The following is a 25,539-nucleotide window of genomic DNA, read 5'->3' as shown; positions in this document are numbered from 1 at the left end:
GGCAAAAGCTGATATAATGGCTTTTGCCTTTTTAACGTTCTATTTCCTGTGATATACTGGAAACTAGAAACGTTGAAGGAGGTACCCAGATGCCATTGACAGACCGGGAATCGAAAGTTTTGAATGAAATACGGGATTGGGAGAGGAACTTGCTCAATTATGAGGCGAACGACTTTCAATTAACATATGAAAAATATTTGGAACGTTCATTTATGTTATTACCTGAAAAGGTTCAGCAACAATTTTTTTCTGTCATGGATAGCTGGCTGTTTCATTTACATAGTTTAATCCACGGCTCACAGCTTCAAATGGACGCTAAGGAAAGAATTCTAGCCTCGGCGAGAATTTTTCAAGAGGATATAGAAAAAATAACAGACTTAAAGCAACTGGACATCAACCAGTTACAATACATAGCAGAGCAGCAAATCGCAATGCATCGTCTTTATTCCTTTGCTCAAGGGGGTCTTTCGGGTACGGGTGGACCGCTGCTTTTAGGTGCAGATATTCCGGCAATGGCGGTTATTAATTTAAGGATTGTGCAATTAATTGCAATGACCTATGGTTTTGAAGTGAATACTCCATTTGAAATGATGACATCTTTAAAGGTGTTCCATACCGCAACCTTGCCAGCGCGGATTAAAAAAGCAGGATGGGCGTCATTAATGGCTGAACTGGAAGCGAACGAAGAATATTATTTTTACGAAGGCAATGAGGAGATTATTGATATCACTTGGCTGGAACAGCCTATTCAGCAGCTTTTAAAAGCAATGGTTATAATATTGTTTCGAAAAAAAGTCATTCAAGGAATTCCGTTAGTCAGCATGGCGATTGGCGCTGGAGCAAATTATCAATTAACAAGAAAAGTAACGGACCTCGCCCATAAATATTACCAGCTGCGCTACCTTAAAGAAAAAGAGGAGTTTTAATAATGAGCACGCAAGAGCATAAAAATGTTGCACCTAAGACGGTTAATTGTAAAGTCATCACAGTCAGCGATACGAGGACTCAGCAAACAGACAAAAGCGGAAGGCTGATGATCGAACTGCTGGAACAAGCAGGGCATAGGGTTGTTGATTACGTCATTGTCATCGATGAAGCTGAGCCAATTCAAAATGAAATATTAAAGGGGTGTGGACAAGATAGTATTGATGTAATCCTTACAAATGGCGGCACAGGGATTGCCAAGCGCGATGTAACAATTGAATCTGTCCAAAGCCTGCTTGAGAAAGAAATCGTTGGCTTTGGAGAAATATTCAGGATGCTGAGCTATCAAGAGGACATCGGGTCGGCCGCCATTCTCTCGAGGGCCATTGCCGGAGTTGTCAAAAATAAAGCAGTATTCTCAACGCCCGGTTCATCTGGTGCGGTGAAACTGGCAATGAATAAATTAATTTTGCCGGAAATTGGTCATGTGGTGAGAGAAATCAAAAAAGATCTATAAAGTGAAAACTCCCTTATCGAAGGGAGTTTTTTTAATGATGGGCTTTTTCCGAAAGGGTCTGGTTTGAACGGTACCAAAGCCATAGGTCATTAATAATTGAGGCCAGTTCTGCTATTTCCGAGTTCAATTGACAGGAACGGGCGAAATTATTTTCATCTGATAGCTGGGCTTGCTTATGATTAATTTCCTTTTCAAGCTCAAATATTCGGTCGGGAATGGAGCCGCGGATTTGTTCCCAATTAAACAGGATTTCCTGTTGAGTATCTTTACTATAATCGTCCCATTCTTCGGTCATATCGGGCAGAAAAATGCCCAGACGCTGATCGAAAGAAAAATGTGCTTTCATAATTTCCTCCAAGATGTAAAAGTTAATTAATATTGTACTACACATTGAAGGTCCATTCACGCTAAACCTTTTAATTCGGGTGAAATAAGAGGCACAGAGCTGATTGGCTCCGTGCTTTCGATTATGAATTTTTTTCTGTTCGGACAATCAGAACGTCACATGGTGCGTAGCGAGTGATATGTTCTGAGACACTGCCAATAAAGATTCGTTCCACCATATTCATACCGGTCGCCCCGCAGATAATTAAATCAATCTTATGCTTTTTCGCTAGCTCTCTAGGGATTCTTACTTTAGGAGAACCAAAGTCAATTTCATATTGAACTTCCAGAATACCTGCATTTATCGCCTGCAATTGATAATTCTCAAGCATTTCTTTAGCCAGCTTTTCTGCTCTGTCACCAATGACAGTGTCGTATGCATCAATTAGAGCAAAAGACCTTACATCAATCACATGGACTAACAGCAATTTCGCATTATTTCTTTTTGCGATTTCAATCCCTTTTTTAAACGCCCAATCTGCTTCCTTTGATCCATCAATTGCGACTAAAATATTCCGATATTTGAGTCCCATAAGATCATCTCCTTACCTTAATTATACAATATTTAACAACGTATAGTTGTTGCAATTTTTCGAACAATAATGAGGTAGCTTAGAGTGGAAAGGAGATTTATCGATGGTGAAACGAGAGCCGAATCATAAGTTTACATTTGATTTTGATGAACAAGGTACAAGCGAAGTGAGCCAGCAAATTATGGATTCGTATAATAGTGGTTTCATTGGTGAAGGAACTGCATTAGCTGACAGTGACGATAACGCTGCAGTTGAAGGGTAGGAACAATTTAAATAGTAGAGTGTCTGGCTGTCTTAAACATAGGGGCAGCCTTTTATGTTTGCTTGGATTTGGTAATTAGACATTTAGGTAAGGCTATTTCCTTTTATGTTAAAACTTTGGAATTACTGCTTTTTTTGATAAAATGTATATGGTTATAATAATTTTTGGAGGTAAGCGCATGAGGATTGGAGTACCTAAAGAAATTAAAAATAATGAAAACCGTGTAGCTATGACACCTGCTGGAGTCGTTAATCTTGTGAAATTTGGTCACGAAGTTTTTATTGAAAAAGGTGCCGGACTTGGCTCAGGCTTTACAGATGAGGATTATAGTTCTGCTGGTGCGAAACTAGCAGCAACCGCAGAGCAAGCTTGGTTCATGGATATGGTTATGAAGGTAAAAGAACCTCTTCCTAGCGAATATCAATATTTCCGTGAGGGGTTAATTTTATTTACATATTTACATTTAGCACCTGAACCGGAATTAACAAAAGCCTTAATCGATAATAAAGTTGTCGGGATTGCTTATGAAACAGTACAGTTAGCGAATAGAAGCCTGCCACTATTGACGCCGATGAGTGAAGTAGCTGGAAGGATGGCTGCTCAAATCGGCGCGCAATTTCTTGAAAAAGTCCATGGCGGTATGGGGATTCTTCTTTCCGGTGTCCCGGGGGTACAAAGAGGGAAAGTTACCATCATTGGCGGCGGGGTAGCTGGTACCAATGCAGCCAAAATGGCAATTGGCTTAGGAGCAAAAGTAACCATTATTGATTTAAATCCAGACCGTCTTCGTCAATTGGATGATATTTTCGGCTCTGACGTGACGACATTAATGTCTAATCCTTATAATATTGCCGAAGCTGTAAAGGAATCCGATTTGGTTATTGGTGCTGTGCTGATTCCGGGAGCGAAGGCGCCGAAGCTTGTCAGCGAAGAAATGATTCAATCGATGAAACCAGGCAGCGTGGTCGTTGATATCGCCATCGATCAGGGGGGGATTTTTGAAACGACTGACCGGATCACCACACACGATAATCCAACATATGTAAAGCATGGCGTTGTTCATTATGCAGTAGCGAATATGCCTGGTGCAGTCCCAAGAACCTCCACGTTTGCGTTAACAAATGTGACCGTCCCATATGCCGTAGACATCGCTAATAAAGGCTATAAAAAGGCGTGTTTGGATAATGAGGCCCTCTTAAAAGGAATTAATACTCTTGAGGGGTATGTAACCTACCAAGCGGTCGCGGAAGCACATGGAGTTGAATTTAAAGATACGAAAGTATTGCTTGAAAAATAAAAAAGATAGTTTCTCTAGAGTAATTCTGTCCTCATGACCGCTTCATGAGGACTGTTTCCATTTGAAAAAAACAAAACCAGCTCCCGAAAGGAACTGGCTGGAAACTCATTATGTAAGCCGCATTTGCCGTAGAAATATAAGAAAGTTTTAAACCACCACTCCTCAAAGTGGGTGTTTTCAGAAACTTTTCTGCTTGTCCTCCATGTCTTATAGACAGAGGCGTGTCATTCCAGCTTCGATGGTTAAACTCCCTATTACAGCTTAAAGGTTAAAACTTTATTATGATTACGTACAACGCAGCTTGTATTTGTATATTACACCAATACGCATGAAAGTTCAATGTAAAAAAAAACCAAATAATCCTACTTGATGATCTGTAATTCTTTTGGGAATTTGGTTAAAACTTTGGCACCATCTGGTGTTATATATAGATCATCCTCAATGCGGACACCAGCAACTTCAGGGACATAAATTCCCGGTTCAATCGTGTACACCATGCCTTCTTCAATAAGCAGCTGGTTTGTCTCTGTCAATGATGGATATTCATGTACACCAATTCCGAGTCCATGACCGAGGCGATGAGGGAAATAGTCACCATATCCTGCTTCCGCAATAATTCGGCGTGCAGTGAGATCGACTTCGGCAGCGGTAACACCAGGCTTGCTTGCTTCAATGGCTGCGAGCTGCGCCTTTAGAACCGTATCGTAAATTTCTTTTTGTTTATCATTAATGTCCCCGTAGGCAACTGTTCTCGTGATATCAGAACAATAGCGGTCGACAATAACACCTAGGTCGAATAAAACGAGATCACCCTTTTTAATTTTTGTTTCCCCAGGGTTACCATGCGGAGAAGCAGCGTTTGCTCCGGTTAACACCATTGTCGAAAACGACATTTCAGTCACACCCTTTTGCTTTAGGGCGTACTCTAAGGCGTTTAGGACTTCAAGCTCTGTTTTGCCTTCCTTGATTTCACTTGCACCGAATTCTACGGCATAATCAGCAAGGGCACAGGCTTCTTCAATGACTTTTAATTCTTTAGCATCCTTAATCATCCGCAGCAGTCTTACTTTTTCTTCAGCTGAAACAAAAGCGGCTTTAGGGAATAACTGTGAAAGCTGTTCATAGCGTTCTACATTCATATGCTCTTTCTCGATAGCAGCTTTGGAAACAGCCTGGATTCTTTTATTAATTGCATGTCCAACCATTTCCCACGGGTTTTCGATGTCGGTATAGCCGATGATTTCATGCCCCCATCCGGAACGTTTAGCATCATGTACTTCCATTGCCGGACATACAAGGAATGGTTCCTCCTCTTGAAAAACCGCAAGCGCCAGTAGTCGTTCATGCGGGTCGGTATAATAACCGCTTAAATAAAATACGTTTTCAGAAGAAGTAAGGAAGCTTACTTCGATCTCATTTTCCTTCATCCACGTTTGAAGCTTTACTAATCGTTGATTCATGTTAGTGGCCCCCATTTTATAAGATTAATTCCAATCTGAGATTATCAATATTCATTTCAATTGTAAACTAACACAACTTAGCATGTGCTAACACCTGCATCTTATGGGTATATATGAAGAAGGGATTTCAAAACTTTTATGGAAGTAAATATTATACCAATTTAAAAGGAGATGGGATGATGAGAGTTTCTTATCACGGACATTCAGTTGTTCAAATTAACACAAATGGGAAAACTATTTTAATTGACCCTTTTATTACAGGCAATCAATTAACGGACTTAACGGCTGAAGAGGTAAAACCAGATGTAATTATCTTATCGCATGGTCACAATGACCATGTCGGGGACACTGTTGAGTTAGCAAAAAGGCATAATTCCCTTGTAATTGCAAATTTCGAACTTGCTACCTACTTGTCTTGGCAAGGAGTCAAAACACACGGCATGCACATTGGTGGTGCCTATCAGTTTGATTTCGGTAAAGTAAAGCTGACTCAAGCCTTCCACGGCTCGTGCATCGAAACCGAGAATGAACTCATCTATGGCGGTATGCCAGCCGGAATTCTTGTTATGAGCGAAGGTAAAACCATTTACCACGCCGGTGATACGGGACTATTCTCCGATATGAAACTGATTGGAGAACGCCATCCAATTGATTTAGCCTTCTTGCCGATTGGCGACAATTTTACAATGGGGCCTGAAGATGCAGCCTATGCCGCTAAACTGTTAAATCCAAAGACGGTTGTACCGATGCACTACAATACATTCCCGCCTATTAAACAGGATCCATATCAATTTACTGAATTGCTTGAAAATCAAAATGGTAAAGTGTTAGTCCCTGGCGAAGCAATCGATTTTTAAGCGCGATTCTAGGTGTTCTCATACTTTTTTTCCTCCCATGTGCATAAAGATGGAACAAGCAGTATTTTTTAAAAGGAGGAAAAGAAGTTGAAGAAGAATAGATATTTGCTTTGTCTGCTGCTTGTGGCCTTCATGCTCTATTTTGCCGTTCCGCGATTATCGATTCATGCAACTGGTGCGGAGGGGATATTTTCGATCGCTTGGCTTGCGTTTGCATTGATGGTGATCGCTGGTAATCTAACTGGGTTGCTTTATAGCCCGAAAAAACATCGACAAAGACCTCAGTTCCAGAACAAAAAAACGAAATCGCGCTCATTTTTACGGGAATAAGCTGACTTTATTAGAAACCGCATTGAATCAAGGTCTTTTACACTCTATAATTAAATTTAGACATAGCTGGTTAAGAAATGACTAGATAAAGTGGAATTTGAAAATAGAGGGTGAAGGTCTTGGCTACGAAGCATGAACAAATTTTACAATACATTGATGGACTCCCGATTGGAGAAAAGATATCAGTAAGGCAAATCGCTAAGGCAATGACCGTAAGTGAGGGCACAGCTTACCGGGCGATTAAGGAAGCGGAAAATAAGGGGTATGTTAGCACTATCGAAAGAGTTGGCACGATTCGAATTGAACGGAAGAAGAAAGAGAATATTGAAAAGCTTACTTTTGCTGAAGTAGTAAACATCGTGGACGGCCAAGTATTAGGCGGCAGAACAGGCTTGCATAAAACCCTTAATAAATTTGTCATAGGGGCAATGAAACTTGAGGCAATGATGCGTTACACTGAAGCAGGCAACCTGTTAATTGTCGGAAATAGGACGCAGGCACATGAATTGGCGTTAAAAGCAGGGGCCGCAGTGCTAATCACCGGAGGCTTTGACTCTCAGGAACATGTGAAAAAACTAGCAGATAAGATGGAATTGCCGGTTATTTCAACAAGTTATGATACCTTTACGGTTGCGACGATGATTAACCGGGCTATTTATGACCAATTAATCAAAAAGGAAATTATTTTAGTAGAGGATATTTTAACACCTCTTGCGGACACTTATTATTTAAAAACGTCTGATAAGGTTGCAAAATGGCATGAATTTAATCAAGAGACAACGCACAGCCGTTATCCTGTTGTCGACCAGAACATGAAGATCCAAGGAATGGTGACAAGTAAGGATATTTTGGGACAGGATTTAGAAGCTTCAATCGACAAGATTATGACGAAACATCCGATGACCGTTAATGGGAAGACAAGTGTCGCCTCGACCGCCCATACGATGGTCTGGGAAGGGATTGAAGTGCTCCCCGTTGCCGATGACTCCAACCGGTTAGAAGGGATTATCAGCAGGCAGGATGTCTTAAAGGCGCTGCAAATGAACCAACGGCAGCCGCAGGTTGGGGAAACGATTGATGACATCGTAACCAATCAAATGGTATTAATGCAGGGAAGGGCAAAAGGGGAAGAGGTTTACTCCTGTGAAGTGACGCCGCAAATGACCAACCATCTTGGAACTATTTCTTATGGGGTATTTACGACGATTGTCTCAGATGCAGCCAACCGGGTGTTGCGTAGCTATAAAAAAGGTGACCTCGTTGTCGAAAACATGACCATTTACTTTATTAAACCAGTTCAAATGGAGAGTAGATTAGAAATTTATCCAAAGATACTAGAAGTAGGACGGAAATTTGGCAAGGTAGATGTCGAAGTGTTCAATGAAGGAGTTTTGGTTGGAAAAGCGATGATGATGTGCCAGTTAATTGACAGAAGCTAAAAATGTGAAAGCCGCTTCCCAACCTGAGAAGCGGCTCAATTTTTATTTTTGGGCATCGAAAGTCTTTGCTTCTTCGATGGCAAATGGAAGGTAGTGTTTATATTTTTTGAAGCCAATCCAGCTGAATATGGCACCATAAATAATAAATATAGCGGCAACAAGATAAGTCACCGTCGTTTCGGAGATGAATAGAAGATGATTGATACCAAATAATAACACAAAAAGGCCAAGCGCAATATTTGCTTTAGCTGAAAGCCATTTCTTTTCGACATGACGGTTGCTTCTGAAGTATTTTGTTTTATAAAATAAATAGAAAGCAAATAATATTGCAATTAAGACAACAAATACAAACATAATATGTTCCTCCAAGTTTCGAAAATCTTATATAATTGTAACTGTTCTATTGAAAAATTGCCACATTTGGTTCTAAGAAGGAGACCCTATGATAGAGAAAATAGTAGAAACCATTGAACAATATGAAACGATTATTATCCATCGCCACGTCCGTCCAGACCCTGATGCCTATGGTTCCCAAGGCGGTTTGGCGTCCATTTTACAAGCATCCTACCCGGAGAAAAAGGTTTATGCTGTTGGCCAGGAGGAACCAACGCTAGATTTTCTGCGCAGACTTGATGTAATTAAGGATGAAGTCTATAAAGGTGCCTTAGTAATTGTGTGTGATACGGCAAATGCCGAAAGGATTTGTGATGACCGCTACTCATTGGGAGATAAGCTTATCAAAATTGATCATCATCCAAATGAAGATGCTTATGGAGACTTATTATGGGTCGATACAAATGCAAGCTCATGCAGTGAAATGATTTATGAATTTTATTTAGCAGGAAGAGAATCAGGCTTGAAAATGAATGATGAGGCGGCAAGACTGTTATACGCCGGGATTGTCGGTGATACAGGCAGATTCCTTTTTCCGAGTACGACAGAAAAAACGTTTGCCTATGCGGGCGAATTAATCCACTATCATTTCTCGCGCACTGAACTATATGATAGGATTTACGAATTGGATGCTCATATCATCAAGTTAAATGGATATATTCTCCAAACATTTGAGCTGCAGAAAAACGGTGTTGCTTCTGTTAGATTGACAAAAGAGTTATTAGCTGAATACGGGGCAAAGCCGGCAGAGGCCTCCTTGCTTGTAGGAACCTTAGGAAATGTAAAAGGGATTAAAGCCTGGGTCTTTTTCATTGAGGAGGACGACCAAATACGGGTGCGGCTCCGTTCAAAGGGACCGGTAATAAATGGTGTAGCGAGAAAGTTCAAAGGGGGCGGACATCCACTTGCCTCAGGTGCTTCAATCTATTCTTGGAACGAAGTAGAAGACGTCTTACGGGAACTAGATGAGGTTTGCGAAAATTATTAAAAATAAAGAATAACGGCCCAGAGAATGGGCCGTTATTCAAATTGTATCTCAAGTTGTATCGTTAGGTTTGTGAAGATAATCAATTCCCTCACCTTAAGTTTATATCGTTTTTCATTGATTGGTACAATTTTGTTTTCGATTATTTTTTGTATCAGATCTTTGCTTTTATAGACTGTTTCCAAATCCTTTGCCAGCATCATGTCGATATCATCTCTAACCGAGTCTTCTGTCTCTAAAACACTTAAGGAATCCAGCTTATATTTTTCAGCGTTGAGTATTTTTATATTGATTTTCTGGACTGTAAGCTGCTCAATATTCCGTTTATTCATCTCTTTATATTCTTCCTGCCAAATCTTTTTCTCATTGTTTAAATCCGCGATTTCCTGCTGTTGTTTACGAAGCAATTCCGTATTCTCTTCCTGCCAGACACCGTAAATATATAAAAAGATGCACCAGCTTATGGCACCCCCAATAGCCATCCCGGCAAAAAAGCGCTGCCAGGCTGGTCTGCGGTATAATGGCGGAATTCTCATGATGATATATACTCCTGGGTAAGCCAATTAATAATGAGTGCACCTGTCTGGGCTCCGCCTAAGGCAGAAAGAATTAATAATAATTGTTTAAAAAGATCCTTTGTGCCTGCGTCCAAAAAGCCTTTTTCAAACGAATATACTGTATCAAATGTCCCTCCGATTGCCGCTATAATTGCCCAAATTCTAAGTGAAGAAGACAAGCGATAAACGGTTGTAAGCGGAGGTTGACCAGTTAAGAAGGCGGCAATTCCGCCAATTAATGAACCGCCCAGCAGAACACCTAAAGCAATAAAGTAGCTTTCAATAAAAGCTGGAAAAAAACCGATTTCTTTCATCCCTTAAAACCGCCCTTACACATAATCAAATGTCCTTTTTATAAAATATATGGACAAACAATCAGGAATATGATGAAAAAATGAGAACATATTTTCTTTTTTCACAAAAAAGTTCTATAATATAGAATAAGATCAAGTAATTAAGGGTGTGAAGAGGATGTCTTTTATTCACCTGCATGTATATAGTGCGTATAGTCTGCTTACAAGTACTGCCTCAGTCCCTCATCTAATTGAAAATGCCAAGCAGAAAGGCTTTATGGAGCTTGCGTTAACAGATCGAAATGTAATGTACGGGACCATAGAGTTTTATAAATTGTGCAAAAAAAATAACATAAAACCAATCATCGGGTTAACCGTGGATGTGGAAAGTGAGAGTAACGAGAATGAATCATATCCACTTGTCTTACTTGCTGAAAATGAAACAGGTTATAAAAACCTATTGAAAATTTCCAGTACCGTGCAAACGAAAGCCGATAATGGGATTCCGCTAAAATGGCTGAAACATTATGCAAACGGGTTGATTGCCCTCACTCCTGGATGTGAAGGAGAAATTGAACAATCCTTGTTAACTGGCAAAGAGGAATTTGCCAGAGAGTTAATAAAAAAGCTTGAAGCCGTCTTCGGCGCAGATAATTTTTTTCTTGCAATTCAAAATCATCAACTTGAACAAGAAAAGGATCTAAGGAATCAGCTTCAATTGCTGTCGAAAGACATGAATATCCCGCTAGCAGCAGCCAATCAGGTTCATTATTTAGAAAAAGAAGATATGTTTGCTCAGGAGTGTTTGTTAGCGATAAAGAATGGTGATAAGTTACAGGATGAACATAGAGAAAGATTGCAAAGCAATCAATACTATTTGAAAACAGCCAGTGAAATGGCCGACTGCCTCTCCGAATTTCCCGAAGCATTGGAAAACACCATCCGTATCGCCCAAAGATGCAACGTCAACATCGAGCTGGGCAAAACCTATTTACCTGCATTTCCGACAGAAAAGGGCTTGGAAGCAGAAGAATATCTGGAGAAATTATGCCGACAAGGATTGAATGAGCGATTTTCTTCGCCAAGCCAAAAATATTTTGAACGGTTGTCCTATGAACTAGCCGTAATCAAACGAATGAAGTTTAGCGATTACTTTTTAATCGTCTGGGATTTCATGAGGTATGCCCGTGAACATGGAATATTGACCGGACCAGGCAGGGGGTCAGCTGCTGGATCGCTTGTTGCCTATGTTTTGTACATAACGGATGTTGACCCAATCGAGCATAACCTATTATTCGAACGGTTTTTGAATCCTGAGCGAATTTCAATGCCCGATATCGATATTGATTTTCCGGACCATCGCAGAGATGAAGTGATTGAATATGTGGCTAAAAAATATGGGGAGCTCCATGTTGCGCAAATTGTAACGTTTGGAACCCTTGCGGCAAAAGCTGCATTACGCGATGTCGGCAGGGTATTCGGCTTGAATTCAAAGGAACTGGAGCAATTGTCGAAGCTTATCCCATCACGCTTAGGAATAAACCTGCAACAAGCATATAACGAATCGGAAGGACTTCGCAGGCTTATTAATGAAACTCCGCAAAACAAGCGGCTATTTGCAACGGCTTTAAAGCTGGAGGGTCTGCCGCGCCATACGTCTACACATGCTGCAGGTGTGATCATTAGCGAGAAACAGCTTATTGAGTTAATCCCGATTCAACGCGGGTCTAACCAAGTTTATTTAACGCAATATTCAATGGAGCATCTAGAAGAGATCGGTCTCCTCAAAATGGACTTCCTTGGCTTAAGAAATCTCTCACTTATTGAAACAATCTTATCATCCATTCGCCGCCATACAGGGAGGAAATTGGACATCGGGCAAATCACATTAGAAGACAACAAGACGTTTGAACTATTAGTGAGGGGTGAAACGACAGGTGTTTTTCAGTTTGAATCGGAAGGGATAAGGAAAGTGTTAACCAGATTAAAACCTTCGCGCTTTGAGGATATTGTTGCCGTCAATGCGTTGTACCGGCCAGGACCAATGGAAAGTATCCCGGTCTTTATTGATCGCAAGCATGGCCATCAAGCAGTCGAATACCCCCACCCGGATTTGCAGCCCATCCTAGAGAACACATATGGTGTTATTGTCTATCAAGAACAAATCATGCAAATTGCTTCGGTAATGGCGGGATTCTCACTTGGTGAAGCCGACCTATTAAGGCGGGCAGTCGGGAAGAAGCAAAAAGAGGTACTTGATAAAGAGCGTCATCACTTTGTTCAAGGGGCCCTAAAGAAGGGCTACAACCAATCTCTTGCCAATGAGATTTATGATTTAATTGTCCGCTTTGCAAATTATGGATTTAATCGCAGTCACGCAGTGGCATATAGTATGATAGCCTATCAGCTTGCCTTTTTAAAAGCTAATTTTCCGGTTCATTTTATGGCAGGGCTGCTTACCGCGGCAATAGGAAATGAAACAAAAATTGCTCAGTATATCATGGAAACAAAGCAAAAGGAAATTACGGTCCTGCCTCCATCTATTAACCATAGCGGTTTTTCATTTCAAGTAGAACAAACAGGAGACATCCGGTACAGTCTTGCTGCCATCAAAAGTGTGGGTGCTCAAGCATTGAGGGAAATCTTCCAAGCAAGGAAGAAGAAAAAATTTGCTGACTTATTTGATTTCTGTATTCGAGTTTCTTCTAAAGCGATTAACCGGAAAACACTGGAGTTCCTTGTTCACTCAGGATGTTTTGATGAGTTCGGTGAGGATCGGGCAGTCTTGCTGGCAAGTTTAGATGTTGCGATTGAGCATGCTACCATTTTTAAGCCTGACGATGACAGTCAAATTGATTTATTCGATGATGAATTTGTCCCTAAGCCGAAGTATGTTCAAGTCGATCCGATTAGTCAGGAGCATAAGCTGACATTTGAAAAAGAGGCACTTGGTTTCTATCTTTCTGATCATCCCATTTCTATTTTTGCAAAAGAGCTTAAAGTGTGCGGTGCAGATGTTTTATTCGATTTGAAAAATGAGGCAAAAAGGGTTTTTACGGGTGTCTATCTTTCATCAGTGAAAGCTATCCGCACCAAAAAAGGGGATTCAATGGCCTTTTTAACGATAAGTGACGCAACTGGTGAAATGGAAGCAGTCGCCTTCCCGATGGTCTATAAAAGGTATATACAGCTTTTAAAACAGGGGAACTTTGTGCTGCTAGAAGGTAAAATCGAAGAACGAGTTGGGGAACTGCAATTTATCATTCAGCAAGTTTCTGACTTAGAACAATGGATTCAAACAAAATTAGCAAAGCAGTCAGTACTATATTTAAAAATTGTTGAGAATAAACAGGATGAGCCATCACTGAAAAAAATAAATCAACTCCTTAAAGAAAATAAGGGGGAAGCTGGCGTAATTTTGCATTATGAATCGACCCGAAAAACAGTAAGACTCGGTAAGGAGATTAATGTCAATCCAACCTCCGAATTACTGCAGCAATTAAGAAAAATACTCGGTTCTAAAAACGTTGTCCTGAAAGATTAATTCTTTACAACTTTCGAAGATATGTTATAGTGATAAAGAGACAAGTGTGGTCTGACCACCAATGTCGGCTTGTTATTTAGAGGGATGTACCTATTCTTTTTGTACAAATCAAAGGGGTGACATATCTTGACTTTACGTGAAGAAGCATTACATATGCATCGAGTTAATAAGGGAAAGTTAGAGTCGAAATCAAAAGTTCCTGTCCGGAATGCTCATGATTTAAGTTTAGCCTATTCACCAGGTGTGGCAGAGCCATGTAAAGATATTTATGAAAAGCCAGAAACGGTTTATGATTATACTATGAAAGGAAACATGGTTGCGGTAGTATCCGATGGGACGGCCGTTCTCGGACTTGGTAATATTGGACCCGAAGCAGCACTTCCTGTAATGGAAGGAAAAGCTGTTCTATTTAAAAGCTTTGCCGGCGTTGATGCATTTCCAATCTGCCTAAACACGACAGATGTGGATAAAATTGTTGAAACCGTAAAGTTGCTTGAGCCTACATTTGGCGGTGTGAATTTGGAAGATATCGCTGCTCCCAATTGTTTCGTGATTGAGGAACGATTGAAGAAGGAAGCGAATATTCCAATTTTTCATGATGACCAGCATGGTACAGCCATTGTTACCGTGGCAGGCCTTGTCAATGCCCTTAAAATTATTGGTAAAAAAATGACGGAAATTAAAGTGATAGCAAGCGGTGCTGGTGCAGCCGGGATTGCGATCATTAAGTTGTTATATAGCTATGGTGTCAGAGACATTATTATGTGCGATACAAAAGGTGCCATTTACGAAGGACGCCCACAAGGGATGAATGCGGTAAAAGCAGAAGTAGCGAAATTTACTAATCGGGATAGCCTAACAGGAAATCTTGCTGATGTAATTAAAGGCGCTGATGTATTTATCGGGGTTTCAGTTGCTGGCGCATTAACTAAAGAAATGGTAGCATCGATGAATCCGGATTCGATTATTTTTGCGATGGCTAATCCAGACCCTGAGATTATGCCGGATGAAGCGAAATCAGCCGGAGCCAAAGTAGTTGGAACTGGCCGGTCTGATTTTCCCAATCAAGTAAACAATGTCCTTGCATTTCCTGGGATTTTCCGTGGTGCGCTTGATGTTCGCGCAACGCATATAAATGAAAAAATGAAAGTAGCAGCAGTGGAAGCTATTGCCGGCTTAATAAGTGAAGATGAGTTAAATGCTGACTATGTCATTCCAGCACCTTTTGACCCTAGAGTAGCTCCAAATGTGGCTGCAGCAGTAGCAAAGGCTGCGATGGAAACAGGGGTAGCCCGCATCAAAGTCGATCCAGAAGATATTAAAGAAAAAACACAAAGGCTCGCTATTATTGGTAAAAGTGAGTGATTAAGTAAGTGACGAGTACAAAAGTATACTTAGAGATTGTCAAGCAATTACGAGAAATGATAACCATAGATGGTCTAAAGACCGGAGATAAGATTCCATCGGAACGGGAATTGTCTGAGCGCCTGAATTTCGGGCGCTCTTCCGTTCGCGAAGCCCTAAGGGCATTGGAATTGCTCGGTTTAATTGAAACACGGCGGGGCGAAGGAACGTTTATCAGAGACTTTCGCGGCAATCAGCTTGTGCGTCTTCTCAGCACCTTTATTTTGCAGGATGAAAAAGCAAAACGGGATGTATTTGAAACCAAAAATTTTATTGAGATGGACTGCCTGCGCTTAAGTCTGCAACGAATGGACACTAAAAGTGTGGCCAATTTGCAGGAATGGGTAAGAACTGCAGACAGCTTTAGTGATGATGAGTTTTTTAATCGGATTATCGAGATGGCAGGTAATCACCTATTCGCCAGAATATGGCTTATTTTAAAGGATTATTACTATTCACTTGACTCGAAGCCAGTTGATTATAAGCGTAAGAACTATCAAATATTAATAGATGCATTAGCAGAAAAGGATGAGGAAAAAACACTTTCTGCTTATTGTGCTCTCCGAAATTTGTCTTTTTTATCGACAAATACTAACAGATTTTGAAATTATTTTATTTTATAGTAAAAGATATACAAGCCCTTGGGTAAGGGTATTTTTAATTGTCTAGTGGTCAGACCACTAAGTGAGTATAGAGTTGATAAAGGATAGAAAGACTTCTGAATAGACTATCAGGAAAAACCTGCTTGTTAGGCAGGAGTGTTACAAAGGAGGATACATTTTGGCACTAAAAGATCTTTTTGTGAAACCAAATCAAAAAAAGAAAAAATATGCAACAATTCCTACAGAGACTGCTAAACATGACGTACCTGAAGGAATTATGACTAAATGCCCTTCATGTAAAAAAATCATGTATACGAAGGAATTAGCGAAAAACTTTAAAGTTTGTTTACATTGCGGACATCATTTTCAAATGAATTCAAGAGAGCGGATTGACAGTTTTCTTGATGAAAAGAGCTTTGAAGAAATCAATGAAAATATGATATCTAAAAATCCATTGGATTTCCCGGATTACCTTGAAAAACTTGAAAAGGATCGCCAAAAAAGCAAATTAAATGAAGCAGTGGTTACAGGCATTGGAACTGTCAATGGCAATAAAATTGTCCTGGCAATCATGGATGCTTCGTTCAGAATGGGAAGTATGGGCTCAGTAGTCGGCGAAAAAATAACACTTGCGATAGAAAAAGCCAATGAACTTTCTGTACCGTTTATGATCTTTACTGCTTCAGGCGGTGCAAGAATGCAGGAAGGTGCCTTGAGTTTGATGCAAATGGCAAAGACAAGTGTTGCCTTAAAGAAGTTTAGTGAAAATGGCGGCTTAATTATTTCTATGATGACCTATCCGACAACAGGCGGTGTTTCCGCCAGCTTTGCGTCATTGGGGGATTTCAACTTTGCTGAACCAGAAGCTTTAATCGGCTTTGCCGGCCGCAGAGTAATTGAACAATCCATTCGTGAAGAACTGCCTGCAGACTTTCAAACGGCTGAGTTTCTCTTAAAGCATGGCCAGTTAGATGCAATAATTTCACGACTAGAATTAGTTGAAAAAATCACAAACATTTTAGAAATACATCAACCAGGAGGTGAACTCGAGTGGTAGGAGAATTGGAATTCGAACGCCCAATCGTAGAGTTAAGAAAGAAAATCAACGAAATAAAAGAGTTCACTAAAACTACAGATGTTGATTTAAGTTCAGAAATTGTTAAATTAGAAGCGCGGCTTGAAAAGTTGGAACAGGATATATATTCCAATATTAAACCGTGGGACCGCGTGCAAATAGCTAGACATCCAAACCGGCCGACAACACTGGACTATATTTCTTATTTATTTGAAGGATTCTTTGAATGTCATGGAGACAGAACCTTCGCTGATGATGCAGCCATTGTTGGCGGTATAGCAAGATTCAAGGGACTTCCTGTTACCGTTATTGGCCATCAAAGAGGAAAAGACACGAAAGAGAATATTCGCAGAAATTTTGGCATGCCGCATCCCGAAGGTTACCGAAAAGCCCTGCGTTTAATGAAACAGGCGGATAAATTTAAGCGCCCTATTATTTGTTTTATCGATACAAAAGGAGCCTATCCAGGTAAAGCTGCAGAAGAGCGCGGTCAGAGTGAAGCAATTGCCCGCAACCTATTTGAAATGGCAGGCCTCCGGGTACCGGTTATTTGTATTGTTATCGGCGAAGGCGGCAGCGGCGGTGCGCTGGCGCTTGGTGTTGGCAATCGGATATACATGCTTGAAAACTCAACCTACTCCGTCATTTCACCTGAAGGGGCAGCGGCTATTTTGTGGAAGGATGCAGCCCTCGCCAAAAACGCAGCGGAAACGATGAAAATTACGGCACCTGACTTAAAAGAATTAGGTGTTATCGATGATATTATTCCTGAAATCAAGGGTGGAGCCCATAAAGATGTGAAAAAGCAGGCTGAAGAAATCGAAAAGCTACTTAAGACTTCACTGCGAGAGCTCCTAAAACTTTCTGAAGAGGAGTTAATTGCCGATCGCTATAATCGATTTAGGACAATTGGCGAATATAATTTATTAAATGATTATATTGGTGTAAATTAAAAAAATCGTGCTCATGCGGGCACGATTTTTACGCATGTTCAGTTCATAAAATGTTCACGAAAATGTCTTAAAAAAGGTAATGATAACGTTTTCAAACAGTAATAAAACGTTTTCATCTTACTGACTATTCCGTCTTTTTTAATTACTAATATGAATCGGTTGTTAAGGGCATATCTTCATGGTATTTTATTATTATTCAAAGCTTTTATGTTAATAATAGAATTAGTTGTGGAAACAGTATCTTTCCAATCTTAATGATACTATATATATATGTTTTCTTATTCTATAATTGGGGTGATACACATGAAAAAAATAGGGGTACTTACAAGCGGCGGCGACGCTCCGGGAATGAATCCGGCGATTCGGGCGGTTGTCCGAAAAGCAATATTTCATAATGTGGATGTGTATGGCATTTATGGCGGTTACTCAGGATTAATTTCCGGAAATATTAAGAAGCTGGAACTTGGTTCTGTTGGTGATATCATTCATAGGGGCGGAACGATGCTTCATTCGGCACGGTGCATAGAGTTTAAAAATAAAGAAGGGCAGCAAAAAGGTATCGAACAGCTAAGAGCACATGGAATCGAGGGACTTGTTGTTATCGGTGGAGATGGCTCCTACCGCGGTGCAATGGCATTATCAGAGCAAGGATTTCCGTGTGTCGGTGTGCCGGGGACAATAGATAATGATATCCCAGGTACCGAACAGACAATTGGTTTTGATACAGCCTTAAATACCGTTATCGATGCGATTGATAAAATTCGTGATACAGCTACATCCCACGAAAGAACCTTTGTCATCGAAGTAATGGGCCGGAACGCTGGTGACATTGCTTTATGGGCTGGACTTGCCGGCGGGGCTGAAACGATTTTAATTCCTGAAGAGAACTATGATATGAACGAAATAGCAGAAAGGCTGCGCAGCGGCCAGGAACGCGGGAAAAAGCACAGTATCATAATTGTTGCTGAAGGTGTATGCAGCGGGTACGAATTTGCCCGTCAGCTTGAAGAAGCAACTAATTTTGATACAAGAGTATCGGTATTAGGCCATATTCAGCGCGGTGGTTCTCCAACTGCAGCAGACAGAGTGCTTGCCAGCAGATTAGGTGCAAGAGCTGTCGAGCTTTTAATTGAAGGAAAAGGCGGCCGGGCCGTAGGAATTGAAAAGAATAAGCTTGTTGATTACGACATTATTGACGCTCTAAACCAAAAACATACATTGGATCTTGACCTTTTTAATCTTTCAAAGGAATTATCTATCTAATTATTTGTTTTAACCAAATAGGAGGCTTTAAAATGTTACGAAAAACGAAAATCGTTTGTACAATTGGTCCTGCTAGTGAAAGTGTAGAAAAATTAATTCAATTGATTAATGCGGGTATGAACGTTGCCCGCTTAAATTTTTCACATGGTGATTTTAAAGAGCATGGTGCTCGAATCGAAAATATCCGCGAAGCGTCAAGAATTACGGGAAAAACGGTTGCCATCCTGCTGGATACAAAAGGTCCGGAAATCCGCACAAACAATATGCAGAACGGTGCGCTTGAACTTACTGCAGGCGAAAATATCATTGTTTCAATGATTGAAGTTGAGGGAACCTTAGATAAATTTTCTGTTACATACCCTGGTTTAATAGACGATGTTCATGTGGGTTCAAAAATTCTTCTTGATGATGGTTTAATTGGCCTTGAAGTAATAGAAATAAATAAAGCAGCTAATGAAATTCATACAAAAATATTAAACAGCGGTACATTGAAGAATAAAAAAGGTGTTAATGTTCCGGGTGTTTCAGTTAACTTACCAGGCATAACCGAAAAGGATACACAGGATATTTTATTTGGAATTGAACAAGGGCTTGACTTTATTGCTGCATCCTTTGTCCGCCGTGCAAAAGATGTGTTGGAGATTCGTCAGCTTTTAGAAGAAAACAACGCTGCACATATCCATATTATTCCTAAGATTGAAAACCAAGAAGGCGTCGATAACATTGATGAAATCCTTGAAATCTCTGATGGCCTGATGGTGGCACGTGGTGACCTCGGCGTAGAAATTCCGGCAGAAGAGGTCCCGCTTGTTCAAAAAATGCTGATTAAGAAATGTAATGCCCTAGGCAAACCGGTCATTACGGCTACCCAAATGCTTGATTCAATGCAACGGAATCCAAGGCCGACTCGTGCGGAAGCGAGCGATGTTGCGAATGCCATTTTTGATGGGACAGATGCCATCATGCTTTCTGGTGAAACGGCTGCGGGTCTTTACCCGGTTGAAGCAGTTCAAACAATGAACAATATTGCTTCAAGAGCCGAGCAGGCATTAGATAATAAAGAAATTTTATCAAGCCGCAGTAAAGATACGGATCATAATCTTACGGATGCGATCGGACAATCTGTTGCCCACACAGCTTTAAACCTAGACGTGAAATCAATTATTACTCCTACTGAGAGCGGTCATACTGCTAGGATGATTTCTAAGTATCGTCCGAAAGCATCGATTGTGGCTGTCACAGCAAATGAACATGTGTGCCGTCGTTTACAGCTTGTCTGGGGTGTTTATCCGCAGCACGGTCGGGTATGTACGACTACAGATGAAATGCTCGATATCGCTGTAGAAGAAAGTTTAAATAGCGGAATTGTTAAACATGGTGATTTAGTTGTTATCACTGCAGGCGTTCCTGTTGGGGAAGCTGGAACGACGAATTTAATGAAGATTCATGTTGTCGGTGAAACACTCGCCAAGGCGCAAGGAATTGGCCGCAAATCCGCTTTTGGTAAGGTGGTCCTTGCCCATGATGCACAAGAGGCCTTAGAAAAGGTTAAGCCGGGTTCAATTCTTGTGACAATCGGTTCAGACCGTGACATGGTACCAGCGATCGAGAAATGTGCTGCCCTTATTACTCAAGAGGGTGGATTAACCAGCCATGCAGCTGTTGTTGGTTTGAACCTTGGGATCCCAGTTATAGTCGGCGTAGATCATGCTTTGGATTTGTTCAAAGATGGCCAAGAAATAACCGTTGATTCTGCTAGAGGTGTCATTTATAACGGACACGCAAGCGTCCTATAATATAAAAAAACGTCAGCCCTTCAGAGCTGACGTTTTTTCATACTTCTTTTCCTTTTATAAATGCCCAGGCATCATGGAAGACATTTGCACGGTGGAGTGTACCAATAATGACAAGCATGACCGGTCCGACAATTAATCCTAAAAAGCCTATCGTTTTAAATCCAACAAATAACGCAATTAGCGTTGCTAAAGGATCTAAACCAATACTCGAAGAAAGAATTTTTGGCTCCGTAACTTGTCTTTGAACGAGTACGATTATATAAAGGACACCAAGACCGATAGCAAGACCTGTATTGCCGCTAATAGCCGTATAAATAATCCACGGAACAAACACAATACCTGTACCGAGATACGGGAGAATCTCTACAAGACCTGTTATTAGTGCAATCGTTATTGCATAATCGACACGTAGGATAAGCAATCCGATTAAAATAATAACAGTAGTAATTGAAATCAAGGTAATCTGTGCTTTAATAAAACCAAATAACGCCTTTTTTAAATCATTAAATACGGTTCTGCCGCTTCTCTTTGCTTTCTCGGGAACAAGTTTGCCGCCGATTACTGATAATCGGTACCAATCTTTGCTGATAAAAAAGGTTGCTAACAACGAAAATATCAGCACGGTTGCTGCATTCGGTAGCCAGGTTAAAATATTTGGAATGATTCCGAACAGGTTCTTAATAAACGAGCCCGCAGTTGTTCCGATTTTCTGTCCGATATTTTGAATATTATTGCTAATTGTCTCTCTCTGTCCTGCCCCAAGCTTATTAAATAAACTTGTTAAATGATCATAGAACGGAAGGATTTGTCCTGTAAAATAGTCCTCAATATAGTTAATCAACGTATCGAGATGCTCTGGTACTACTGTAGCTAAATAGTTTGCACCCGTAACAATTTCAGCAACTAAAAGTGTTATTAACCCCGCAAATACAGCAAAGATAATGATAAGCGCCACAAAAACGGCAAGGACACGTGGCATTTTCCACTTTTTTTCAAAGAAGTTAACAAGCGGATTAATGAAAAGGGCGATAATCAGCCCAATTAAAAATGGATACGTCAACGTCGACAAATAGTAAAAAGCGTAAAGTCCGAGTATAACACCACCTACAACAAGTAAAAATCTTATTGTCCGGTATATGTACTTAGGATTCAATGACAGTCCTCCTTTTTAATAATCTAGTTATTATAGTTTAACATTATATGAATGAAGCTGCATAATTTTCCAATAGAAAGTTACAACAATAATTATTATTTCGATTTTTTAGTGGATAATATAGTACGATAATTTAAGTGAAGGATGGATGGTTAAATGTTTAGTGAGTCATTATTATTCTTATTATTACTGCTATTGATAGGCTTTATTGCCAAAAACAGTTCACTAATGATTGCGATTGCAGTTTTGCTGCTCTTAAAGGCAATTGGTATGGAGGCAAAGTCGTTCTCTTTTATACAATCAAAGGGAATTAATTGGGGTGTCATCATTATCACAATAGCTGTTTTAGCGCCGATTGCAAGTGGAGAAATTGGCTTTAGGGACTTATCAGGGGCGTTTAAATCACCGTTTGCATGGATTGCACTTATATCTGGAATGATTGTAGCCTTACTGGCAAAAGGTGGTGTGAAATTACTAGCAGATGATCCGCATATTACAACGGCATTGGTTCTAGGAACCATCCTATCTGTTTCTATTTTTAAGGGTGTAGCGGTGGGGCCCTTAATTGGGGCTGGCATTGCTTATGCAGCGATGAAAGTTTTTAGTTTTTTTGGGTAGATTTTTTTTAAAATAATATTTTTTTTGTATTTTTCAACTCCTTTTGTTCACAAAAATTTGATAATTGTTTATAATAGGCTTGTAAGCGTATCCTTTTTTACATAAACCATATATATATGCTGATTTACTTGTAAAATAATTTTTTAATGCGAATGAAAGGGTATACAATCAATATGTGTAGAACTCGAGCAATCGCTCAGTCAGTTTAAACTGGATAACCTTTTTGGGGAATACTGGGACAGGACTTTATGCCAATTCTTCAGGCTATTCTGGAACAGGCAGGTTATCGCAGCGGCGTTGTTTTTGTTTACAAATTGAACAATGGGGAAATTAAGAATTGTGAAGGAGAGATTTATTATGACAGTAACAAGGGGTCTCGAAGGGGTAGTAGCAACAACTTCCTCAATCAGCTCTATTATTGATGACACGCTAACATATGTTGGCTATGACATTGATGATTTAGCTAAAAATGCCAGCTTTGAAGAGGTTATTTATTTGTTATGGCACCGTAAGCTGCCTAATGCAGAACAATTGGCAGAATTGAAACAACAGCTTTCTGAAAATGCTGCCCTTCCACCTGAGGTAATCGAGCATTTTAACATGTATCCGATTCAAAAGGTACATCCAATGGCAGCGCTTCGCTCAGCAGTCTCTTTATTAGGACTATATGATGATGAAGCTGATGTCATGGATACTGAAGCGAATTTCAGAAAAGCGATTCGACTCCAAGCGAAAATGCCTGCGATTGTGACAACTTTTGCTCGGGTTAGAAAAGGCCTTGAACCAATCGCTCCAAAACAGGATTTAAGCTATGCAGCTAATTTTCTTTACATGCTAACAGGCAAGGAACCAGAAAAGATCGCAATCGAGGCAATTGATAAGGCTCTTGTCTTACATGCAGACCATGAATTAAATGCTTCTACATTTACAGCACGTGTATGTGTGGCGACATTATCTGATATTTATTCAGGTGTCACTGCAGCAATTGGAGCTCTTAAAGGACCACTTCACGGCGGCGCAAATGAAGCAGTTATGAAAATGCTGACTGAAATTGGTACAATCGATAATGTTGAACCATATATTCACGGCAAGCTTGAAAACAAAGAAAAAATCATGGGCTTTGGTCACAGAGTTTACCGCAAGGGAGATCCTCGTGCCAAGCATTTGAAAGAAATGTCAAAAAAATTAACCGAGCTGACTGGCGAACCGCATTGGTATGATATGTCAGTGAAAATTGAAAGCATCGTTACGGGTGAAAAGAAACTGCCGCCAAACGTAGATTTCTATTCTGCCTCCGTTTATCACAGCTTAGGCGTTGATCACGACTTAATGACACCAATCTTTGCTGTAAGTCGTGTTTCCGGATGGCTGGCACATATTTTAGAGCAATATGAAAACAATCGTTTAATCCGTCCACGAGCAGAATACACGGGTCCTGGAATGCAAAAATACATTCCAATCGAGCAAAGAGATTAATATTTTACTTTTTTTAATATTATTGATGTAATAGTATTGAATGGGAAGGTTAGGGGCTCTGGCTCTCTAACCTTTGATTCAGGACAAAGGGTTTTTACATAATAGGAGGGAGAACAACTATGCTAGGCGAAAAAATTACGGTAAAAGATGGAGTATTAAATGTACCAAACAATCCAATTATCCCATTTATTGAAGGGGACGGTATCGGACCAGATATTTGGGCAGCTTCTGAGAGAGTTTTAAATGCAGCGGTTGAAAAAGCGTATAAAGGCGAACGCAAATTAGTTTGGAAAGAAGTTTTAGCAGGTGAAAAGGCCTTTAACCAAACAGGTGAATGGCTCCCATCAGCAACACTTGATGAAATCAATGAATATTTGATTGCGATTAAAGGACCACTAACTACCCCTGTCGGTGGCGGAATTCGTTCCTTGAACGTTGCACTAAGACAAGAATTAGACTTGTTTGTTTGCTTACGCCCTGTAAGATGGTTTGAAGGTGTTCCTTCACCGGTTAAGCGTCCGCAAGATACAGACATGGTGATCTTCCGTGAAAATACTGAAGATATTTATGCTGGAATCGAGTATGAAAAAGGTACTGAAGCAGTTAAAAAGGTTATCGACTTCCTGCAAAACGAAATGGGTGTTAATAAAATCAGATTCCCTGAAACTTCAGGTATCGGTATTAAACCTATTTCTGAAGAAGGTACATCTCGTCTTGTACGCGCAGCTATTAACTATGCGATAAAAGAAGGCCGTAAATCCGTTACACTCGTGCATAAAGGAAATATCATGAAATTCACTGAAGGTGCGTTTAAAAACTGGGGTTATGAGCTTGCAGAAAAGGAATTTGCCGATAAAGTCTTTACTTGGGCTCAATATGACCGCATTAAGGCAGAGCAAGGATCAGATGCTGCCAACAAGGCACAAGCTGATGCAGAAGCTGCTGGCAAAATCATCGTGAAAGATGCAATCGCTGATATTTTCTTACAACAAATTCTTACTCGCCCACGTGAGTTTGATGTTGTGGCTACAATGAACTTAAACGGCGACTTCATTTCAGATGCACTTGCGGCACAAGTTGGCGGCATCGGAATTGCTCCTGGAGCTAACATCAACTACGAAACAGGACATGCCATTTTTGAAGCTACACACGGTACGGCACCAAAATATGCTGGTCTTGATAAAGTAAACCCATCGTCTGTTATCTTATCCGGGGTGTTAATGCTTGAGCACTTAGGCTGGAACGAAGCAGCTGCAATGGTTATTAAATCCGTAGAAAAAACAATTGCATCCAAAGTTGTAACCTATGACTTCGCGCGCTTAATGGACGGTGCAACAGAAGTTAAAACATCAGAGTTTGCTGACGAACTAATTAAGAATATGGAATAAAAAAGCTGGGGCTTATTTTAAGCCCCGACTTGGATA

At 40.3% G+C, this 25,539-nt stretch carries 25 protein-coding genes and 1 other RNA gene; 18 read left to right on the top strand and 8 right to left on the bottom strand.

Annotated elements, in window-relative coordinates; all coding sequences use genetic code 11:
• The first annotated feature begins 89 nt into the window (after positions 1–89).
• Both AA980_RS19825 and AA980_RS19820 read left to right on the top strand, forming a co-directional pair.
• The gene (locus tag AA980_RS19825) at positions 90–926 is read left to right on the top strand and encodes an EcsC family protein (protein ID WP_024028605.1); all 837 of its coding nucleotides are present in this window, start codon (positions 90–92) and stop codon (positions 924–926) included.
• 2 nt (positions 927–928) lie between these two features.
• A complete protein-coding gene (locus tag AA980_RS19820) occupies positions 929–1,441 on the top strand; it encodes a MogA/MoaB family molybdenum cofactor biosynthesis protein (protein ID WP_024028604.1) in 513 nt (170 codons plus the stop codon).
• 31 nt (positions 1,442–1,472) lie between these two features.
• On the opposite strand, the gene AA980_RS19815 is transcribed toward AA980_RS19820, so the two are convergent.
• Positions 1,473–1,787, bottom strand: coding sequence for a hypothetical protein (locus AA980_RS19815; RefSeq protein WP_024028603.1), 315 nt, complete (start codon positions 1,785–1,787; stop codon positions 1,473–1,475).
• A 121-nt stretch (positions 1,788–1,908) separates the two neighbouring features.
• The gene (locus AA980_RS19810; protein ID WP_024028602.1) at positions 1,909–2,358 is read right to left on the bottom strand and encodes a universal stress protein; all 450 of its coding nucleotides are present in this window, start codon (positions 2,356–2,358) and stop codon (positions 1,909–1,911) included.
• A gap of 103 nt (positions 2,359–2,461) precedes the next feature.
• Here AA980_RS19810 and AA980_RS27535 point away from each other — a divergent pair, with 103 nt between their 5' ends.
• Positions 2,462–2,620 (top strand): hypothetical protein, encoded by a 159-nt coding sequence (locus tag AA980_RS27535; protein ID WP_162837349.1) that lies wholly within the window; start codon positions 2,462–2,464, stop codon positions 2,618–2,620.
• A 178-nt stretch (positions 2,621–2,798) separates the two neighbouring features.
• Positions 2,799–3,917 (top strand): alanine dehydrogenase, encoded by a 1,119-nt coding sequence (gene ald / locus AA980_RS19805; protein ID WP_024028601.1) that lies wholly within the window; start codon positions 2,799–2,801, stop codon positions 3,915–3,917.
• Between the two features lie 110 nt (positions 3,918–4,027).
• Here the strand turns inward: ald and ssrS are convergent.
• Together ssrS and AA980_RS19800 are read right to left on the bottom strand one after the other, a co-directional pair.
• Positions 4,028–4,223: non-coding RNA, 6S RNA (gene ssrS, locus AA980_RS26570), on the bottom strand.
• 56 nt (positions 4,224–4,279) lie between these two features.
• A complete protein-coding gene (locus AA980_RS19800; RefSeq protein ID WP_024028600.1) occupies positions 4,280–5,377 on the bottom strand; it encodes a M24 family metallopeptidase in 1,098 nt (365 codons plus the stop codon).
• A 179-nt stretch (positions 5,378–5,556) separates the two neighbouring features.
• Between AA980_RS19800 and AA980_RS19795 the strand changes: the two genes are divergently transcribed.
• The 3 genes from AA980_RS19795 to AA980_RS19785 all read left to right on the top strand — a co-directional run bounded on the left by AA980_RS19795 (position 5,557) and on the right by AA980_RS19785 (position 8,003).
• The gene (locus AA980_RS19795; RefSeq protein WP_024028599.1) at positions 5,557–6,234 is read left to right on the top strand and encodes a metal-dependent hydrolase; all 678 of its coding nucleotides are present in this window, start codon (positions 5,557–5,559) and stop codon (positions 6,232–6,234) included.
• Positions 6,235–6,321: 87 nt separating this feature from the next.
• A complete protein-coding gene (locus AA980_RS19790; RefSeq protein ID WP_024028598.1) occupies positions 6,322–6,564 on the top strand; it encodes a hypothetical protein in 243 nt (80 codons plus the stop codon).
• A 119-nt stretch (positions 6,565–6,683) separates the two neighbouring features.
• Entirely contained in the window at positions 6,684–8,003 is a 1,320-nt protein-coding gene (locus AA980_RS19785; RefSeq protein ID WP_024028597.1) for a CBS domain-containing protein, read from the top strand.
• Between the two features lie 42 nt (positions 8,004–8,045).
• On the opposite strand, the gene AA980_RS19780 is transcribed toward AA980_RS19785, so the two are convergent.
• Positions 8,046–8,357 (bottom strand): YtpI family protein, encoded by a 312-nt coding sequence (locus AA980_RS19780; protein WP_024028596.1) that lies wholly within the window; start codon positions 8,355–8,357, stop codon positions 8,046–8,048.
• Positions 8,358–8,445: 88 nt separating this feature from the next.
• Here AA980_RS19780 and AA980_RS19775 point away from each other — a divergent pair, with 88 nt between their 5' ends.
• Entirely contained in the window at positions 8,446–9,384 is a 939-nt protein-coding gene (locus tag AA980_RS19775; RefSeq protein WP_024028595.1) for a DHH family phosphoesterase, read from the top strand.
• Between the two features lie 32 nt (positions 9,385–9,416).
• On the opposite strand, the gene ytrI is transcribed toward AA980_RS19775, so the two are convergent.
• Positions 9,417–9,917 carry a sporulation membrane protein YtrI gene (gene ytrI / locus AA980_RS19770; RefSeq protein ID WP_024028594.1) on the bottom strand — a complete coding sequence of 167 codons (501 nt, stop codon included), beginning with the start codon at positions 9,915–9,917 and terminating at the stop codon, positions 9,417–9,419.
• Positions 9,914–10,252 carry a YtrH family sporulation protein gene (locus AA980_RS19765; RefSeq protein WP_024028593.1) on the bottom strand — a complete coding sequence of 113 codons (339 nt, stop codon included), beginning with the start codon at positions 10,250–10,252 and terminating at the stop codon, positions 9,914–9,916. The genes ytrI and AA980_RS19765 overlap by 4 nt, the downstream gene beginning before the upstream one ends.
• A gap of 157 nt (positions 10,253–10,409) precedes the next feature.
• Here AA980_RS19765 and dnaE point away from each other — a divergent pair, with 157 nt between their 5' ends.
• The 7 genes from dnaE to pyk all read left to right on the top strand — a co-directional run bounded on the left by dnaE (position 10,410) and on the right by pyk (position 20,868).
• On the top strand, positions 10,410–13,775 hold the full coding sequence (gene dnaE, locus AA980_RS19760) for a DNA polymerase III subunit alpha (RefSeq protein WP_024028592.1): 3,366 nt from the start codon (positions 10,410–10,412) through the stop codon (positions 13,773–13,775).
• Positions 13,776–13,901: 126 nt separating this feature from the next.
• Positions 13,902–15,140, top strand: coding sequence for an NAD(P)-dependent malic enzyme (locus tag AA980_RS19755; protein WP_024028591.1), 1,239 nt, complete (start codon positions 13,902–13,904; stop codon positions 15,138–15,140).
• Between the two features lie 56 nt (positions 15,141–15,196).
• Positions 15,197–15,784, top strand: a complete 588-nt coding sequence (locus AA980_RS19750) for a FadR/GntR family transcriptional regulator (RefSeq protein ID WP_034724081.1) — start codon at positions 15,197–15,199, stop codon at positions 15,782–15,784.
• Positions 15,785–15,959: 175 nt separating this feature from the next.
• Positions 15,960–16,838 carry an acetyl-CoA carboxylase, carboxyltransferase subunit beta gene (gene accD / locus AA980_RS19745; RefSeq protein WP_024028589.1) on the top strand — a complete coding sequence of 293 codons (879 nt, stop codon included), beginning with the start codon at positions 15,960–15,962 and terminating at the stop codon, positions 16,836–16,838.
• Entirely contained in the window at positions 16,832–17,809 is a 978-nt protein-coding gene (accA, locus tag AA980_RS19740) for an acetyl-CoA carboxylase carboxyl transferase subunit alpha (RefSeq protein WP_024028588.1), read from the top strand. Before accD ends, accA begins: the two co-directional genes overlap by 7 nt.
• 303 nt (positions 17,810–18,112) lie before the next feature.
• On the top strand, positions 18,113–19,072 hold the full coding sequence (gene pfkA, locus AA980_RS19735) for a 6-phosphofructokinase (protein WP_024028587.1): 960 nt from the start codon (positions 18,113–18,115) through the stop codon (positions 19,070–19,072).
• A 32-nt stretch (positions 19,073–19,104) separates the two neighbouring features.
• Entirely contained in the window at positions 19,105–20,868 is a 1,764-nt protein-coding gene (pyk, locus tag AA980_RS19730; RefSeq protein WP_024028586.1) for a pyruvate kinase, read from the top strand.
• Positions 20,869–20,905: 37 nt separating this feature from the next.
• On the opposite strand, the gene ytvI is transcribed toward pyk, so the two are convergent.
• Positions 20,906–22,021 (bottom strand): sporulation integral membrane protein YtvI, encoded by a 1,116-nt coding sequence (ytvI, locus tag AA980_RS19725; RefSeq protein ID WP_024028585.1) that lies wholly within the window; start codon positions 22,019–22,021, stop codon positions 20,906–20,908.
• 156 nt (positions 22,022–22,177) lie between these two features.
• Here ytvI and AA980_RS19720 point away from each other — a divergent pair, with 156 nt between their 5' ends.
• The 3 genes from AA980_RS19720 (at position 22,178) to icd (ending at position 25,503) form a co-directional block, all read left to right on the top strand.
• Positions 22,178–22,639 carry a DUF441 domain-containing protein gene (locus AA980_RS19720; RefSeq protein WP_024028584.1) on the top strand — a complete coding sequence of 154 codons (462 nt, stop codon included), beginning with the start codon at positions 22,178–22,180 and terminating at the stop codon, positions 22,637–22,639.
• 357 nt (positions 22,640–22,996) lie between these two features.
• Entirely contained in the window at positions 22,997–24,115 is a 1,119-nt protein-coding gene (gene citZ / locus AA980_RS19715; RefSeq protein WP_024028583.1) for a citrate synthase, read from the top strand.
• A gap of 119 nt (positions 24,116–24,234) precedes the next feature.
• Positions 24,235–25,503 (top strand): NADP-dependent isocitrate dehydrogenase, encoded by a 1,269-nt coding sequence (gene icd / locus AA980_RS19710; RefSeq protein ID WP_024028582.1) that lies wholly within the window; start codon positions 24,235–24,237, stop codon positions 25,501–25,503.
• Positions 25,504–25,539 lie beyond the last annotated feature (36 nt).

The organism is Neobacillus vireti (genome assembly GCF_001026695.1).
GTDB classification, from domain to species: Bacteria; Bacillota; Bacilli; order Bacillales; family Cytobacillaceae; genus Neobacillus; species Neobacillus vireti.
Note: the sequence above shows the minus strand (reverse complement) of the source record. Positions and strands in the feature narration are given on the sequence as shown.